The 15396-nt window shown below is 68.4% G+C and carries 13 protein-coding genes; 8 read left to right on the forward strand and 5 right to left on the reverse strand.

Annotated elements, in window-relative coordinates; genetic code table 11:
* Positions 1–227: 227 nt before the first annotated feature.
* Genes nirB through MRBLWH13_RS01000 form a run of 5 tightly spaced genes read left to right on the forward strand, consistent with a single transcriptional unit; the run spans position 228 to position 6139 of the window.
* Positions 228–2756 carry a nitrite reductase large subunit NirB gene (gene nirB / locus MRBLWH13_RS00980; RefSeq protein WP_341958360.1) on the forward strand — a complete coding sequence of 843 codons (2529 nt, stop codon included), beginning with the start codon at positions 228–230 and terminating at the stop codon, positions 2754–2756.
* On the forward strand, positions 2753–3106 hold the full coding sequence (nirD, locus tag MRBLWH13_RS00985; protein WP_341956489.1) for a nitrite reductase small subunit NirD: 354 nt from the start codon (positions 2753–2755) through the stop codon (positions 3104–3106). Before nirB ends, nirD begins: the two co-directional genes overlap by 4 nt.
* Positions 3103–4338, forward strand: coding sequence for a uroporphyrinogen-III C-methyltransferase (gene cobA, locus MRBLWH13_RS00990; protein WP_341956490.1), 1236 nt, complete (start codon positions 3103–3105; stop codon positions 4336–4338). The genes nirD and cobA overlap by 4 nt, the downstream gene beginning before the upstream one ends.
* Entirely contained in the window at positions 4335–5465 is a 1131-nt protein-coding gene (locus MRBLWH13_RS00995) for a uroporphyrinogen-III synthase (RefSeq protein WP_341956491.1), read from the forward strand. The genes cobA and MRBLWH13_RS00995 overlap by 4 nt, the downstream gene beginning before the upstream one ends.
* The gene (locus MRBLWH13_RS01000) at positions 5462–6139 is read left to right on the forward strand and encodes a CbiX/SirB N-terminal domain-containing protein (protein WP_341956492.1); all 678 of its coding nucleotides are present in this window, start codon (positions 5462–5464) and stop codon (positions 6137–6139) included. The genes MRBLWH13_RS00995 and MRBLWH13_RS01000 overlap by 4 nt, the downstream gene beginning before the upstream one ends.
* A gap of 77 nt (positions 6140–6216) precedes the next feature.
* Here MRBLWH13_RS01000 and MRBLWH13_RS01005 read toward each other — a convergent pair whose 3' ends face one another.
* Both MRBLWH13_RS01005 and MRBLWH13_RS01010 read right to left on the reverse strand, forming a co-directional pair.
* Positions 6217–7137: a formate/nitrite transporter family protein gene (locus tag MRBLWH13_RS01005; RefSeq protein ID WP_341958362.1), complete on the reverse strand. Its 921-nt coding sequence runs from the start codon at positions 7135–7137 to the stop codon at positions 6217–6219.
* A 185-nt stretch (positions 7138–7322) separates the two neighbouring features.
* On the reverse strand, positions 7323–9929 hold the full coding sequence (locus MRBLWH13_RS01010) for an excinuclease ABC subunit UvrA (protein ID WP_341956493.1): 2607 nt from the start codon (positions 9927–9929) through the stop codon (positions 7323–7325).
* A 229-nt stretch (positions 9930–10158) separates the two neighbouring features.
* Here MRBLWH13_RS01010 and MRBLWH13_RS01015 point away from each other — a divergent pair, with 229 nt between their 5' ends.
* The 3 genes from MRBLWH13_RS01015 to MRBLWH13_RS01025 all read left to right on the forward strand — a co-directional run bounded on the left by MRBLWH13_RS01015 (position 10159) and on the right by MRBLWH13_RS01025 (position 13007).
* Positions 10159–11199 carry an aldo/keto reductase gene (locus MRBLWH13_RS01015; RefSeq protein ID WP_341956494.1) on the forward strand — a complete coding sequence of 347 codons (1041 nt, stop codon included), beginning with the start codon at positions 10159–10161 and terminating at the stop codon, positions 11197–11199.
* A 102-nt stretch (positions 11200–11301) separates the two neighbouring features.
* Positions 11302–11958 (forward strand): GntR family transcriptional regulator, encoded by a 657-nt coding sequence (locus tag MRBLWH13_RS01020; protein WP_341956495.1) that lies wholly within the window; start codon positions 11302–11304, stop codon positions 11956–11958.
* A 74-nt stretch (positions 11959–12032) separates the two neighbouring features.
* Positions 12033–13007, forward strand: coding sequence for an NAD-dependent epimerase/dehydratase family protein (locus MRBLWH13_RS01025; RefSeq protein WP_341956496.1), 975 nt, complete (start codon positions 12033–12035; stop codon positions 13005–13007).
* A 9-nt stretch (positions 13008–13016) separates the two neighbouring features.
* On the opposite strand, the gene MRBLWH13_RS01030 is transcribed toward MRBLWH13_RS01025, so the two are convergent.
* Genes MRBLWH13_RS01030 through MRBLWH13_RS01040 form a run of 3 tightly spaced genes read right to left on the reverse strand, consistent with a single transcriptional unit; the run spans position 13017 to position 15394 of the window.
* Positions 13017–13412, reverse strand: coding sequence for a VOC family protein (locus MRBLWH13_RS01030; RefSeq protein ID WP_341956497.1), 396 nt, complete (start codon positions 13410–13412; stop codon positions 13017–13019).
* Between the two features lie 39 nt (positions 13413–13451).
* Positions 13452–14387 (reverse strand): NAD(P)-dependent oxidoreductase, encoded by a 936-nt coding sequence (locus MRBLWH13_RS01035; RefSeq protein ID WP_341956498.1) that lies wholly within the window; start codon positions 14385–14387, stop codon positions 13452–13454.
* Positions 14388–14410: 23 nt separating this feature from the next.
* Positions 14411–15394: a LacI family DNA-binding transcriptional regulator gene (locus MRBLWH13_RS01040; RefSeq protein WP_341956499.1), complete on the reverse strand. Its 984-nt coding sequence runs from the start codon at positions 15392–15394 to the stop codon at positions 14411–14413.
* Positions 15395–15396: the final 2 nt, after the last annotated feature.

Raw genomic sequence — 15396 nt, forward strand, 5'->3', positions numbered from 1 at the left:
GAGCGGTAGCCGATCTGATCGACGACGATGACCGCGGTGCCCGATGCCTCAGCGGCGCGACGGTCTCACATCGGCGTTATCGGGATGTGAGCAGAACGTTCGCTCGGCGTAACAGCGACTCGTATCTCCGCGAAACACCGGTTCCCTACGTTCGGACTACGGACAGAGGAGGGCTCGTGATCGCTCGAAGCAGCACATCGGCAGATGTCGTGGTGGTCGGTGCAGGCATGGTCGCGCATCGTTTCGTCGAGAGTCTGCTCCGGTCCGAGGGCGATACGCGCTCCGTCACGGTGATCGGCGAGGAAGGGCGAGCGCCCTACGACCGCGTCGGGCTGTCCTCGTACTTCGCGGGTGCCAGCGCCGAAGATCTCGAGCTCGACGCCGGCGTCCTTGCCGACGACCGAGTGCGTTTCATCCGAGACGACCGGGTCATGAGCATCGATCGCAGCGCGCGGTCGGTGCGCACGCGGTCCGGCGCGATCCATGGATACGGCACGCTCGTGCTCGCGACGGGTTCGTATGCACTGCGTCCGGCGATCGACGGGGCGAAACTCCCCGGATGCTTCGTGTATCGGACGATCGACGACCTCGCGGCGATCCGTGATTTCGTCACGCGTCGTGAGGCGCAGCTCGGGCGCCCGCTTCGCGGCACGGTGATCGGCGGTGGTCTGCTCGGGCTCGAAGCAGCGGGGGCGTTGCAGGGGCTCGACGTCGGATGCACCGTCGTACAGTCCTCCGACCGGCTCATGTCCGCGCAGCTCGATCTGGCGGGCGGAACGGTCCTTCGGCGCCTCATCGAATCGAAGGGGATCGCTGTTCGAACCGCGACGCGGACGACCCGCCTGGACCCCGATGCATCGGGGGCTGTCGCCACACTGCAGCTCCAGGACGGCACCATGCACGACACCGACATCGTGATCTTCACGGTCGGCGTGCGTCCGCAGGACTCGCTCGCGAGGCTCGCTCAGCTCGATGTGCATCCGTCCGGCGGGGTGCTGATCGATTCCCGGTGCCGCACCGCCGATGAACACATCCTCGCGATCGGTGAGGTCGCCAACTACGGCGGCCGCTCGGTCGGGCTCGTCGCCCCGGGGTATGCGATGGCAGAGGTGGCGGCCACCCGACTGCTCGGGGGCGACGCGACGTTCCCCGGGTACGACGAATCGGCCAAGCTCAAGCTCTCGGGTGTCGACGTCGCGAGCTTCGGCGATGCGATGGCCGTCACCCCGAATGCCCTCGACGTGGTGTACACCGACCCGGTGAGCGGCGTCTACAAGAAGCTCGTCCTCTCCGATGACGCGAAGACGCTGCTCGGTGGCATCCTCGTCGGCGACGCCTCGGCCTACGGCTCCCTGCGTCCGTTGGTGGGCGCGCCGCTGGGGGCTGACCCTGCCGCCTATCTGCTGCCCGAGGCCGGTGGAGCCCTCCCAGACAACGAACTCCCAGACGACGCGGTGGTCTGTTCCTGCTCGAATGTGACCGCCGGGCGTATCCGCGATGCAGTCCACGCGGAGGGCTGCACGGATGCCGCAGCCGTGAAGGCATGTACCAAGGCGGGCGCCACCTGCGGATCGTGCATCTTCGCTGTGAAGAAGATCGTCGGGCAGGAGATGACGAAGCTCGGGCAGACGACGTCCGATGCGTTGTGCGAACACTTCGCGATGTCACGACGGCAGCTGTTCGACGCTGTGCGAGTGTCGGAGCTCTCGACTTTCAGCTCGATCATCGGGCGCTTCGGCATCGGGCGTGGCTGCGACATCTGCAAGCCGGCTCTCGCCAGCATCCTCGCGGTGCTGGTCGGAGCGCATGTCCTCGACGGTGAGAACGCGTCGTTGCAGGACACCAACGATCACGTGATGGCCAACATGCAGAAGGACGGCACCTATTCCGTGGTGCCGAGGATGCCGGGTGGCGAGGTCACGCCGGCGGGACTCATCGCGATCGGCAACATCGCCGAGTCTTACGGCCTTTACACGAAGATCACGGGCGGGCAGCGCATCGACATGTTCGGTGCCCGTCTCGAGCAGCTGCCGCAGATCTGGCAGCGACTGGTCGACGCCGGCTTCGAATCGGGACAGGCCTACGGCAAGGCGCTGCGAACGGTGAAGTCATGCGTCGGCTCGACGTGGTGTCGGTACGGTGTGCTGGATGCGGTGGGGATGGCCGTGCGGCTGGAGTTGCGTTACCGCGGACTGCGAGCGCCGCACAAGCTCAAGGTGGGCGTCTCGGGGTGCGCACGAGAGTGTGCGGAGGCTCGATCGAAGGACGTCGGGGTGATCGCGACCGAGACGGGCTGGAACATGTACGTCGGCGGCAACGGCGGGTTCTCGCCGAGGCACGCGGAGCTTCTCGCGTCTGGTCTCGATGACGAAGGACTGATCCGCGCGATCGACCGCTTCTTCATGTATTACATTCGCACGGCGGATCGTCTGCAGCGCACTGCCGGGTGGTGCGCGGAGCTCGACGGCGGGCTGGACGGACTGCGGTCGGTGATCTTCGACGACGAACTCGGCATCTGCGATGACCTCGACACGGCGATGTCCGTGCACGTCGATCGGTACGAGGACGAATGGGCCGCGACCCTGCGGGACCCGGTCAAGCTCCGGCGGTTCGAGTCGTTCGTGAACGCGACGGACACCCCCGACCCGTCCCTCGCCTATGTGCCGGAACGAGGCCAGGTGCGCCCGGCCACGGCGGAGGAGCGCAGCGACGGTTCGGTGTTGATCGCGGGCACGACTCTGGAGGTGCGGCGGTGACCACCACCGGCAGTCGGGTTCGAGTGTGCGCCGTCGGTGATCTGGAGATCGAGCGCGGCAGGGCTGCGCTCTTCGGGACGGTCCAGGTCGCGCTCTTCCTGCTGGCGGACGCTTCGGTGCACGCCGTGTCGAATCTCGACCCGTACAGCGGTGCGCACGTCATGTCGCGCGGCATCGTCGGCAGCCGGGGCGAGGCAGCGACCCTCGCGTCGCCGATGCACAAGCAGGTGTTCGATCTGCGCACGGGCGAGTGCATCGAGACGCAGGGCAGGGAACCCGCTTCGCTGCGGGTGTGGAGCGTGATCGTCGTCGACGGTCACGTCGAGCTCGACCTCGAGGAGATCCGATGACCGTGATGCTGGGTGTCAATCTGACGGGACGCGACGTGCTGCTCGTGGGAGGAGGTCAGGTGGCCGCGAAGCGGCTCCGTCGCTTCCTCGCCGAGGGCGCGAGTGTGCGGATCGTCGCACCGACGCTGCACGAGGACACTGTGCGGCTCGTCGAGAATCACGGAGTCGCCTGGCAGGATCGGGAGTTCCGCGCGGCGGACCTCGCGGGTGCATGGCTGGTGCACACCGCGACCGGCGACGCCCATGTGGATCGCGCGGTCGGCGAGCAGTGCGAGCTGCAGCGGGTCCTCTGCATCAACGCCTCGGACGGCGCGCACGGATCGGCCAGGCTGACTGCACAGGCGGAAGTCGGCGACGTGACGGTCGCGGTCACCAGCACCGTCGGCGCGGATCCGCGCCGCTCCATGGCCGTGCGGGATGCGATCATCGCTCTGGCCGGTGATGGCCGGCTGCCGCTCCGGCGCCGGCGGGGCGCGCGCAGCGGCCGGGTCGACCTTGTCGGCGGCGGTCCTGGTCCCGCGGATCTGATGACCGTGCGCGCACGGAGACTGATCGCTGAGGCCGATGTGCTCGTCACCGATCGACTCGGACCGGCAGCCGAGATCGTGCAGGGACTCGACCCCGATGTCGAGGTGATCGACGTGGGCAAGCAGCCGGGACGCCACCCGGTCCCGCAGGAGGAGATCAACAGGATCATCGTCGAGCACGCCGCTGCCGGTCTGCGGGTGGTGCGTCTCAAGGGAGGCGACCCGTTCGTCTTCGGGCGCGGGGGCGAGGAGATGCTCGCGTGCCTCGCTGCAGGTATCCCCGTCGACGTCACCCCCGGGATCACGAGCGCGATCGCGGTGCCGCAGTCGGCGGGCATCCCGGTCACGCATCGCGGCACGGCGGCCGCCTTCCACGTCGTGAACGGGCAGGGCGGACTCGGGCCGGGTACCTTGGAGGCCATGGCTGATTCGACGGTGACGACAGTCGTCCTGATGGGCGTCGCAGCTCTCGGACGGCTGGTGGAGTCGGCGATCGCGCACGGCGTTCCCAAGGACCGTCCCGTCGCATTCGTGGAGAGCGGGCACACACCGCAGCAGCGCACGACGCGCACGACCCTCGGACGTGCCGTCGAGGACGCCCTCGCCGTCGGGCTCCGCAATCCCGCCGTGATCGTGATCGGAGAGGTCGTGAGCGAGCGCCTGCTGCTGCCCTCGCCGTCGACCGTCGGGGCTGCTCTGGCGTGACGACACGGGCCCCCCTCTCGCCGGCTCTGGTCGGATGCACCATCGTCGTGGCCGCAGACAGGCGCGCGGGCGACCTCGTCACCGCGCTCGAACGCCGAGGGGGGCAGGTCTACCGTGCGCCGGCGCTGAGCATCATCCCGAACGAAGACGACGAGGATCTGCTCGCCTGCACCCGTGATCTGATCGCGGATCCGCCGGACATCGTGATCGTGACGACGGGTGTCGGGTTCCGCGGCTGGATCGACGCGGCGCACGAGAACGATCTGGCAGAAGAGCTGTCGACCGCGCTCACAGGCGCTCAGTTCGTCGCTCGGGGGCCGAAGGCGCACGGCGCGATCCAGCAGGCGGGGTTCACAGCCGACTGGGTCGCGGAGTCCGAGACCTCGGCGGAGGTGGCGGAGTACCTCACGGCGGAAGGCGTCGCCGGGCGTCGCATCGCGATCCAGCACCACGGTGCGGGTGCCGACGGACTCGACGCGTTGCTCGCCGGCCTCGGCGCCGATGTCGTGAGCATCACGGTCTACCGCTGGGGACCGCCTCCCGACCCGCAGATCGTGCACCGCTCCGTGGTGCAGGCCGGCTCCGGCGAGGTCGACGCCGTGCTCTTCACCTCCGCGCCGGGTGCAGCCGAGTGGGTCCGTGCCGCGATCCGTGCTGACACGCTCGACGCGATCCGCCGACGCGCGGAGGCCGGGCGTCTGCTGCTCGCAGCCGTCGGCCCCATCACCGCGGCACCGCTGCGCAGCGCTGGGCTGCACACCAGGCTCGCCGCGCGTGGAAGGCTCGGTTCGCTGGTCCGCTGCGTCGTCGACCATTTCGCCTCCGGAGCAGCCCCGCAGCGGCGAACGGCTGCGGGCACCATGGAGATGCGCAGTCGCGGCGTGCTGCTCGATGGGCGGTTCGTGCCGCTTTCTCGTGCCGGCTCCAGCATCCTCAGCGAACTCTTCGACGCCGCGGGCCGGGTGGTCTCCAGGGAGCAGCTCGGTCTCGTATTGCCGCGGGGCGGCGAGAGCGCGCACGCCGTCGACGTCGCGGTCGCGCGGCTCCGCGAGGCGCTCGGTGGAGCGACCGCCATCCAGACAGTCGTGAAGCGCGGGTATCGGCTCACCATGGAGGAAACCGAATGACCACGCTCGTCGCCTGCTCCCACGGCACGGACTCACCGGCGGGCCGGCGCACGATCGAGGCGCTCGTCGACCTCGTGCGGCAGCGGATACCGGGCTCGCGGGTCGTGCAGGCGTTCGTCGACGTGCAGGAGCCCACGGTGCTCGACGTGATCGAGCAGGAACGGGTGCTCGACGACGTCGTCGTGGTGCCGCTGCTGCTGTCGGTCGGCTTCCACACGGCCGTCGACATCGCCGACGCCGTGCGGCCGCACGACAACGTCCGGCAAGGGGAGCCCTTGGGCACCCACCCGCTGATCGCCGAGGTGCTGGCCACCCGTCTGCGTGCGGCCGTCGCGGGCCAGTGGCTTCCAGGCGACCATGTCGTGCTCGCTGCCGCCGGTTCGAGCAATCCGGCAGCCGTCGCCGATGTCGCTGCGGCGTCGGCGCACCTCGCTCGCCTCGTCCCCGTCCCGATCACGATCGGATACGCCTCGGCAATCGATCCGAGGATCGGGGAGGCCGTCGCCGCAGCCCGGCGAGGCGGCGCGACACGGGTGATCGCGGCAAGCCACGTCCTCGCTCCCGGATACTTCGCCGGACTCGTGGAGAAGTCCGGGGCGGACCGGGTATCCGCGCCCCTCGGTGCAGACGTGCGGATCGCGGACGTCATCGTCGATCGATTCCACTCCGCCTGACGCGCATGCGAAGCGCCGGGCACGCGCGCGCAGGGAAGAGGGCGGATGCCGCAGCATCGGCCCTCTTCCCCGCGGTGTCAGGCGCGCGAGGGCTCGAGCTCCGAGCTGGCCTCCTGAGGGGCGACCGGCGTGGTGTCGGCGGGTGCTTCGGCTGCGACGGAGCGCGCCCGGCGCAGAGCAGCGCGTGCTTCGCGGGTCTTCCGAGCCTTGGGGCGTCCGTGCGTGAAGTAGATCGGCAGTCCGACGAACACGAGACCCCCGACGAGATTGCCGACGACGGTGGGCAGCTCGTTCCAGACGACGTAGTCCCACACAGTGAAGTCGGCGCCCATCAGCAGGCCTGACGGGAACAGGAACATGTTGACGATGGAGTGCTCGAACCCCATGTAGAAGAACAGCATGATCGGCAGCCACATCGCGACGATCTTGCCGATGGTGCTGTCCGAGACCATGGCCAGCACGACGCCCGTCGAAACCATCCAGTTGCAGAGCACACCGCGGATGAACAGAGTCAGCATCCCGGATGCGCCGTGGTCGGCGTATCCGACCGTGCGACCGTGTCCGATCTCGCTGATCGCGTCGCCGACGGCGCTCGGTGCGGTCGAGAACCCGTAGGTGAAGTAGATCGCCATCAGGATCGCCACCAGGAAGGCGCCGCCGAAGTTGCCGAGGAAGACGAGGCCCCAGTTGCGCATCAGCGACCCGAAGGTCGCCCCGGGGCGACGGTCGAGCACCGCGAGCGGCCCGAGAGTGAAGACTCCGGTGAGCAGGTCGTACCCGAGCAGATAGAGCATCACGAAGCCGACCGGGAAGAGCACTGCGCCCAGGAGCGGCTGGCCGGTCTGCGTCGAGACCGTGACGGCGAAAGCCGCGGCGATCGTCAGCAGGGCGGCGCCCATGAAGGCGCGGATGAGGGTGTCGCGAGTGGACAGCTGCAGCTTGTATGCGCCGGCGTCGACCATGCGGCTGGCGAGCTCGGCGGGCTTGATGTACGACACATGACCTCCACGGGACAGGAGCACGGATGCTCAGCTGAATCGAGCATGGACGAGCGGCGTTTCCGGCGACCACACGCGACGTTACGTCTGTGGAGCGAACGCCTCACTTCGTCGATCCGGCCGTGTGAGATGTGCAGCCTCAGGCGATCTGTACTGCAGTGGACTTCTCGGTCAGAGTCTCATTCTCAGTTCTCGGCGTCGAGGGCCTTCGCAAGATACGACGCCGTCGTGCTGCCGCTCGCCGACGCGACGGAGCGCGGAGTCCCCTCGGCCACGACCGCACCTCCGAGGTCTCCGGCACCTGGGCCCATGTCGATCACCCAGTCAGCCTGTGCGACCACGCGCATGTCGTGCTCGACCATCACCACGGTGTTGCCGGCGTCGACCAGATGCTGAAGATGCACGAGCAGCCGATCGGTGTCTGAGGGATGCAACCCCGAGGTGGGCTCGTCGAGCAGGTAGAGGGTGTCGCCGTGCTGGGCGCGCCGGAGCTCGGACGCCAGCTTCACGCGCTGCGCCTCGCCGCCGGAGAGCTCGGTCGCGGACTGGCCCAGCGGAAGGTATCCCAGTCCCACGTCGAGAAGGGCATCGAGGTGCCGCGTGACGTCGGCATCGTCGGCGAAGAGTGCACGTGCGTCGTTTACGCTCAGGGCGAGGACGTCGGCGATCGTGTGCCCGTGGAGTTCGATCTCGAGGGTCTCCGGGTTGTAGCGGGTGCCACCGCACGTGCTGCAGGGCGCGTGGACCGTGGGGAGGAAGAGCAGCTCCACCTCGACCATGCCCTCGCCCTTGCAGGTGGGGCATCGTCCGCTCGGGAGGTTGAACGAGAATCGGCTCGCGGCGTAGCGCCGACGGCGTGCTTCGGGAGTCGCGGCGAACAGAGCGCGGACGCGGTCGAAGAGCCCCGTGTACGTCGCCACGTTCGATCGTGACGTGCGGCCGATCGGCTTCTGACTCACCTGCACGACGCGCCGCACGCGACTGGCAGGACCGGAAGCGCGCCCGGTGGTCTCGGCCGTCGGCGAGGAGAACAGGGGATCCGCTGCCGTGCTGCTCTGCGTGTCGCTCGACGAGTCGATCGACGAGCCGTCCACCTCGCTGGACAGGCTCTTCTGCAGCAGATCGGGCAGCGCCTGGGTGACGAGAGACGACTTGCCCGAGCCGGAGACGCCGGTGACGGCGGTGAGGCAGCCGAGCGGGATCGACACCGAGACGCTGCGGAGGTTGTTGCGCGAGACTTCGGTGAGCACGAGCCGGCCGTCGGCTTCTCGAGAAGCGGACACCGGTGTCGTCGGCTGTTCGGCACGCGCGTCATCGGGGAACAGGTAGCGCCGGGTCTGCGAGTGCTCTGCCTTTCGGAGCCCGTCGATCGGACCGGAGTAGACGATCTCGCCACCGGTGGCTCCCGCACCCGGGCCGATGTCGACGATCCAGTCCGCATGCCGGATCACATCGAGGGAGTGCTCGACGAAGAAGACCGTGTTTCCTGAATCTCTGAGCGAGCGGAGGATGCGCACGAGCGCTTCGCCGTCGGCGGGATGAAGTCCGGCAGAGGGCTCGTCGAGCACGAACATGACCCCGAACAGCTGCGAGAGCACCTGGGTCGCGAGCCGCATCCGCTGCAACTCCCCGGACGAGAGCGTGGGCGTCGATCGGTCGAGCGAGAGATAGCCCAACCCGAGCTCGATGATGGGGGAGACGCGATCTCGCAGTTCGTCGACCAGCCGGTGCGCCGCGAGCTGCTTCTCGGGCGGGAGAGCCTCGCGATCGGATGCATCCGCGGCCGACCCGCCGTCGGGTCGGTCGAGTGCCGTCTCGAGGAGAGCTGCGAGGTCGGCGAGTGGCAGTCCGGCCATCTCCGTGATGTCGAGACCGGCGAACGTCACGGCGAGCGCTTCCGGCTTCAGCCGGCGTCCGTCGCACGTCGGGCAGCGGACGCTGACCATGAAGCTCGCGGCCTTCTCGCGCATCTTCGCGCTCTTCGAGTGGGCGAAGGTGTTGAGCACGTACTGTCTCACTCCGACGAACGTGCTCATGTACGACGGCTCGATGCCGGCGGCGACGGCCTTGCGCACCTGCGCCGGACCGCGGTCGGTGAACACCGGAACCTGAGGGGACTCCTCGGTGTACAGCACCCACTGACGCTGCTCCTCGGGCAGATCCCGCCACGGGATGTCGATGTCGTAGCCGAGAGAGATCAGACTGTCGATGAGCTGCTTGCCGTGCCACGCCCTCGGCCAGGCATCGAGAGCACGGTCGCGGATCGACAGCGACTCATCGGGCACCATGAGGTCCAGGGGCACGTCGTACACCTGCCCGATCCCGTGGCACCGCGGGCAGGCGCCCTGCACGGTGTTCGCCGAGAAGTCTTCGGCGAACAGCGGCTCCGCCCCAGGCGGGTAGGTGCCGACTCGTGAGAACAGCATGCGCACGACGTTGCCGATCGACGTGGCGCTGCCGACGGTCGATCGAGCGCTGCCGGCGGTGCGTTGCTGGGGGAGGGCGACCGCCGGGGGCAGCCCCGCGATGGCGTCGACGTCGGGGATGTCGACCTGGCTCATCAGGCGCCGCGCGTAGGGCGCCACCGATTCGAAGTAGCGGCGCTGGGCTTCGGCGTAGAGAGTGCCGAAAGCGAGAGAGCTCTTCCCCGAACCCGAGACACCCGTGAACGCGACGAGGGCGTCTCGGGGTATCGCGACGTTCACGTCGCGAAGGTTGTGCACACGTGCCCCGGACACGACGATGGCGTTCGACGTGTCGGAGAGCTTCGACGGTGGGGTCCCGCCCATCATGGACCTCTTCTCGTATCCCGCGCACGGCGGGGATGACTGCGATGATCGCCGCCTCCGCGCCACGTTACCCCGCCCGTCCGACTTCGCCGGAGTCCTTGACAGCGGTCGGTCGGAGCAGGCGAGTTCAGACCGGAGGAGTGTCGATCGCAGATTACGGCGACTCCGGACCTGCGGCGCGGCAAGCGCTATCCTGAAGCCCTCCCCCGCCTCGCACATAGGAGCATCCTTCATGCCCATCGCTGCCGATGACCCCCGCCTGACGACTCCTTTCGAGGCCGCCTCCACCCGGTACGCCGATGTGCCCTTCCAGCGCGCAGGCGCCAGCGGCGTGCAGCTGCCCAAGGTCTCGCTGGGGCTCTGGCAGAACTTCGGCCGCGACCGCACCTTCGACAGCCAGCGTGAGATCGTGCTGCACGCGTTCGACCGCGGAGTCGTGCACATCGACCTCGCCAACAACTATGGCCCGCCCTACGGCTCGGCCGAGTCGACGTTCGGCGCGGTCCTCGACAGCGGACTCGCCCGCTACCGCGACGAGCTCTTCGTGACGACGAAGGCAGGCTACGACATGTGGCCCGGACCCTTCGGAGACGGTGGGTCGCGCAAGTATCTGACCCGCTCGCTCGAGCAGAGCCTGCGGCGTATGAACACCGACTACGTCGACGTGTTCTACTCGCACCGTCTCGACCCCGAGACGCCGCTGGATGAGACGGTCACGGCCCTCGCCGACATCGTGCGCAGCGGCAAGGCGCTGTACGTCGGCATCTCGAACTACCCGGCCGAGCTCGCCCGACGGGCGTATGAGCTGCTCGCCGAACAGGGCGTGAAGCTGCTGCTGCATCAGCCCCGATACTCGCTGTTCGACCGCACGCCCGAGGCCGAGCTGTTCCCGGTGCTGCGCGAGCTGAAGGTCGGCAGCGCGGTGTTCTCGCCGCTCGCCCAGGGACTGCTCACCGGCAAGTACATCGACGGCGACGTCCCCGCCGACTCGCGCGCGGCGAACAGCCACTTCCTCGACGGATCGGCACTCACCGACAGCTATCTCGAGCGCATCCGCGGCATCGACCGCGTCGCGAAGGACGCGGGTCTGTCGATCCCGCAGCTCGCCGTCGCCTGGGTGCTGCGCGATCCGGTGGTGACCACAGCGATCGTCGGCGCATCGCGCATCGGACAGATCGACGACGCCGTCGCAGCGAGCCAGGTCGTGCTGTCGGTCGATGTCGTCGCGGCCCTCGAGGAGTACGCGGCCACCCCCGGAGCGACTGTCGTCTGAGACGAATCTGCGAGCTCTGCGTAATGTTCCGGGCGGCAGCGAGTCTGTTCAGTAGGGGCTCCCACGACCGGGAGCGTCCACAACGGACCCGGGGAGCAACACATGACCATCGCCTATGCGGACCCACGGGCGCGCCAGCGGGTTCATCACGGTTCCGTTCCGCTGCCTGAACTGGCCTTCGAGCACATCCTTGCGGCGATCCTCCGCGGGGACTACGTGTCCGGCGACTCGCTCAACACCACGCGCTTCGCCAAGGAGCTCGACATGTCGCTGAATCCTATCCGTGAAGCGATCATCCGGCTTCGGGACATCGGACTCGTGGAGGTCACTCCCGCCCGGTACACGAAGGTCGCCGACTTCACCACCAGTGAGTCGCGGGCCGCGATCGGCTATGCCGGCATGCTCGCCGGAGCAGCGCTCAGAAAGTTCCTGTTCACGGGTGAGGACGGGATCCGCTCGGATCTCGCGGCACTCGCTGAACTTGTCGGCCGTGCAGATTCAGCAGCCGAACGCAACGCCGCGGTGGTCGCGTTCCTCACCGCTGTCGCCGACCTCGTGGAACATCCTCGGCAGTCGATGCACCTCGTGGAGAGCGCGATCCTGGCCCAGTGCGCGCTGCAGTTCTCCGAGGGGGTCTCTCGTGGCGTCACCACGCAGGGACACTCGACTGCGGCCCGAGCGGCCGCACGGGCGATACGCGCGGGCGAACCGGCGGCCATCGAGATGACGGTTCGCGCGCTCTTCGACCAGCTCGCCTGAGTCCGCGCTCTCCCCATGGCCCCAGCCGCCCGCGATCGGAGCCCTGCGCCTGACCCGTCGATAGAGTCGAAGACATGACTGCGACGAAGGTGTTGTTCATCGGTGGGACGGGGATCATCTCCTCTGCGGCGAGCGCGCTCGCCGCGTCGCGGGGCATGGAGGTGACGCTGCTGAATCGTGGGCGGTCGCGCCGTGAGCCCGCCGAGGGCGTCGAGGTGCTGACCGCCGATGTCTCGGATGCCGCGGCGGTCGACGCCGCTCTCGCCGGCCGCGAATTCGACGTGGTCGCCGACATGATCGCCTTCACTCCCGACCAGGTGCAGCGCGACATCGATCGTTTCGATGGCCGCACGGGGCAGTACGTCTTCATCAGCTCGGCCTCCGCATATCAGAAGCCCGTGGCGCGCCTGCCGATCACCGAGTCCACGCCGCTGCGCAATCCGTACTGGCAGTACTCGCGCGACAAGATCGCCTGCGAGGATCTGCTCGAAGCCGCCTACCGTGACCGCGGCTTCCCGGTCACGGTGCTGCGTCCGTCGCACACCTACGACAAGTGGACGATCCCCGCGTTCGGCGGATGGACGGCGATCGACCGCATCCGCCGCGGCGAGGAGATCATCGTGCACGGCGATGGCACGTCGCTGTGGACCCTCACGCATTCGAATGACTTCGCGGTGGGCTTCGCAGGGCTGCTCGGCAACCCGCTCGCCTATGGCGATACGTTCCAGATCACCAGCGACTTCGTGTACACCTGGAACGACATCTACTCGATCCTCGGACGTGCGGCGGGTGCCGAGCCGAAGATCCGCTACGCCACGAGCGCGGCGATCGAGGATGCTGCGCCCGACCGTGCCGGTCAACTCTCCGGCGATATGGCGCACTCGGTCGTCTTCGACAACACGAAGATCCGCCGTGTCGTACCCGAATTCAACCCGGTCGTGCCCCTCCACACCGCGGCGAGAGAGATCATCGAGTGGCACGACTCGCACCCGGAGCTGCAGCGCGTCGACCCTGCCATGAACGCGCTGTTCGACGGGCTGCTCGCCTGAGCGCGTGCCTCAGGCGGTGGACATCACCGCGAGCACGTTGCCCGCAGGGTCGGTGAACCACGCGATGTCGGGGCCGCGGTCGGGGCCGCCGCGAAGGATGCCCTTGCCATCGGTCGCGAACTCGGAGTCGGGGTAGATCTTGGTCACCACTCCGCGCCCGTTGAGGTCGTCGACCGCCGCGTCGATGTCGTCGACGGGGAAGTTGAGGATCGTGAAACTTGCCGGCGTGTGATTCGGCTTGGCGTAGACGAGGATCGAGCCGCCATCGGGCAGGCTGATGTCCAGGAAGCCCATGGCATTGGTGGTGACGTCCAACCCGAGGGTGTCCCCGTAGAAGGATCGGGCGGCGTCGATGTCGTCGACGCTGAAGCCGCTGAACGCGTGCGTGGTCTGAAAGGCGGTCATGCGTTCAGCATGCGCCGCTCGCCGCGCGGTGTCCAGACCCTACGGGCGCACCTGGTTGATGAGGTCGTCGCCGGCGAGCAGGCGGGTCAGGTTCTGGTCGACCAGGTGCGCGGCGCCGACCGGCCGGTTGCCCGCGATGTGCGGCGTGATCAACAGGTTCGGCGCATCCCACAGTGGATCGGACGCCGCAAGCGGTTCCGACTTCGTGACATCGACCGCGGCGGCGCGCAGCTGCCCCGACTCGAGTGCTGCGATCAGGGCGGTCTCATCGACGGTCGCTCCTCGACCGACGTTCACGAAGGCCGCTCCGGGCTTGAGCGCACCGAAGACCTCGGTGTCGAACAGGTCAGTGGTCTCCGCTGTGGCGGGGAGGATCGAGACGAGCACGTCTGTCTCGGCGAGGATCGCCGCGGCGTCGGCCTCGGCGTGCACCGGGTAGCCCGACCGGGTGCCGGCGGTGCGGGCGATGCCCTGCACGTCGGCGCCCAGCGCCGTGAGGAACGGAGCGAGCGCGCCGGCGATCGAGCCGAATCCCCAGATCGTGACCCGCGCACCGGCGAGTGTGTAGGACTGCTGCGTGTCTGGCGCGCTCTGCGCGTCGTTGAAGTCGTCGTCCCAGCGGTGCTCGCGCTGCGCATCGTGGAGCCGGTCGATGCGCCGCACCGCGCTGAGGATCAGCGTCAGTGCGTGCTCGGCGACAGGACCGTCGTGCAGCGAACGACCGGAGCAGATGCGCACCTCGTCGCCGAACCCGGCGTTCACCACCGCGTCGGCGCCGGACGCGAGAGCCTGCACGAGCCGGAGCCGCGGGAGTGCGCGGGCGGCCTCCTGCAGCCATTCCGACGAGTTGTGCCAGACGACCAGCACCTCGGCGTCGCGGTGCTCATCAGGGACGGCTGCATCGATGTCGTAGACGACGGCTTCGACGTCGGCGGTCACCGGCAGGTCGATGGTGTTCGGGATCAGGATCTTCATGGGGGCCTCCGCTTCCACGGTAGTCACTGAGGGGACTCGGTCGACTCGCGCCACACGACGGTGAGCAGTCCGTCGGGCTTCTCGGGCGGCTCGCCTCCTCGCACCGCCGCGACGAGTCGGTGCATCGAATAGGCGCCGAGACGCTCGCGGTCCTGCGAGACGCTCGTGAGCGAGGGCACGAGGAACGCGCTCTGGGGGTGATCGTCCCACCCGGTCACGGCGACTTCCTCAGGCAGCTTCCATCCTCGCCGGGTGGCAGCCCGGATAGCGCCGGTCGCGATGACGTCGTTGGCGGCGATCACGGCGATCGGGGGAGCATCGTCGGGCAGCGCGTCGATCGCCTCTTCTCCGGCCTTCCCGCTCCAGTCGCCGTCGGTCACCCCGAGGGATTCGAGTCCGAGTCGTTCGATCGTCGCGAGGTAGGCGTCGCGGCGTGCTCGTGCGGAGGGGAAGTCCTCGGCCCCGGCGAGATGGATGAACCGTCGGTGACCCTGGTCTGCCAACCGCTCGATCATCTCGGCGATCGGACGGGAGTCGGTGAACTCGCCGGTCATGTGCATGGCGTCGTCGAACTCGCCGACCGAGAGCACGATCGGCCCACCGCCGGTCGTGTCGATGGAGGGGAGCGGAGTGAACGCGAGAACGCCCTCGTACTGTCCGGACTCGACCACGTCGGTCAGGCGCTCGAGGCGTTCCGCCGGGCCGTCGGGCAGGCTGACGACCTCGACGACGTATCCCTCGTCTCGCGCGGCGGCGATCGCCCCCGATAGTAGCGTGAGCGGATTCATCGTCGCGATCGGCACCACGACGGCGAGGCGGCCGGTGCGCTGCGTGCGCATCGATCGGGCGGCGAGGTTCGGTCGGTAGTTGAGTTCGGATGCCGCGCGCAGCACCTTCTCTCGTGTGGCCTCGGAGATACCGGCGCGTCCGGTGAAGACGAACGACACGGTGGACTGCGACACCCCGGCGAGATGGGCGACGTCATGGCTCGTCGGGCGTTTCTCCATGG

Origin of the sequence: Microbacterium sp. LWH13-1.2 (assembly GCF_038397735.1) — a bacterium.
Classification (GTDB): Bacteria; Actinomycetota; Actinomycetes; order Actinomycetales; family Microbacteriaceae; genus Microbacterium.

Excerpts from the sequence above, each read along its gene's own strand:
- nirB (WP_341958360.1), top strand. The coding sequence starts at position 228 with ATGGTCGCGCATCGTTTCGTCGAGAGTCTGCTCCGGTCCGAGGGCGAT.
- cobA (WP_341956490.1), top strand. The coding sequence starts at position 3,103 with ATGACCGTGATGCTGGGTGTCAATCTGACGGGACGCGACGTGCTGCTC.
- MRBLWH13_RS01000 (WP_341956492.1), top strand. The coding sequence starts at position 5,462 with ATGACCACGCTCGTCGCCTGCTCCCACGGCACGGACTCACCGGCGGGC.
- MRBLWH13_RS01010 (WP_341956493.1), bottom strand. The coding sequence starts at position 9,929 with ATGATGGGCGGGACCCCACCGTCGAAGCTCTCCGACACGTCGAACGCC.
- MRBLWH13_RS01015 (WP_341956494.1), top strand. The coding sequence starts at position 10,159 with ATGCCCATCGCTGCCGATGACCCCCGCCTGACGACTCCTTTCGAGGCC.
- MRBLWH13_RS01020 (WP_341956495.1), top strand. The coding sequence starts at position 11,302 with ATGACCATCGCCTATGCGGACCCACGGGCGCGCCAGCGGGTTCATCAC.
- MRBLWH13_RS01025 (WP_341956496.1), top strand. The coding sequence starts at position 12,033 with ATGACTGCGACGAAGGTGTTGTTCATCGGTGGGACGGGGATCATCTCC.
- MRBLWH13_RS01030 (WP_341956497.1), bottom strand. The coding sequence starts at position 13,412 with ATGACCGCCTTTCAGACCACGCACGCGTTCAGCGGCTTCAGCGTCGAC.
- MRBLWH13_RS01035 (WP_341956498.1), bottom strand. The coding sequence starts at position 14,387 with ATGAAGATCCTGATCCCGAACACCATCGACCTGCCGGTGACCGCCGAC.
- MRBLWH13_RS01040 (WP_341956499.1), bottom strand. The coding sequence starts at position 15,394 with ATGGAGAAACGCCCGACGAGCCATGACGTCGCCCATCTCGCCGGGGTG.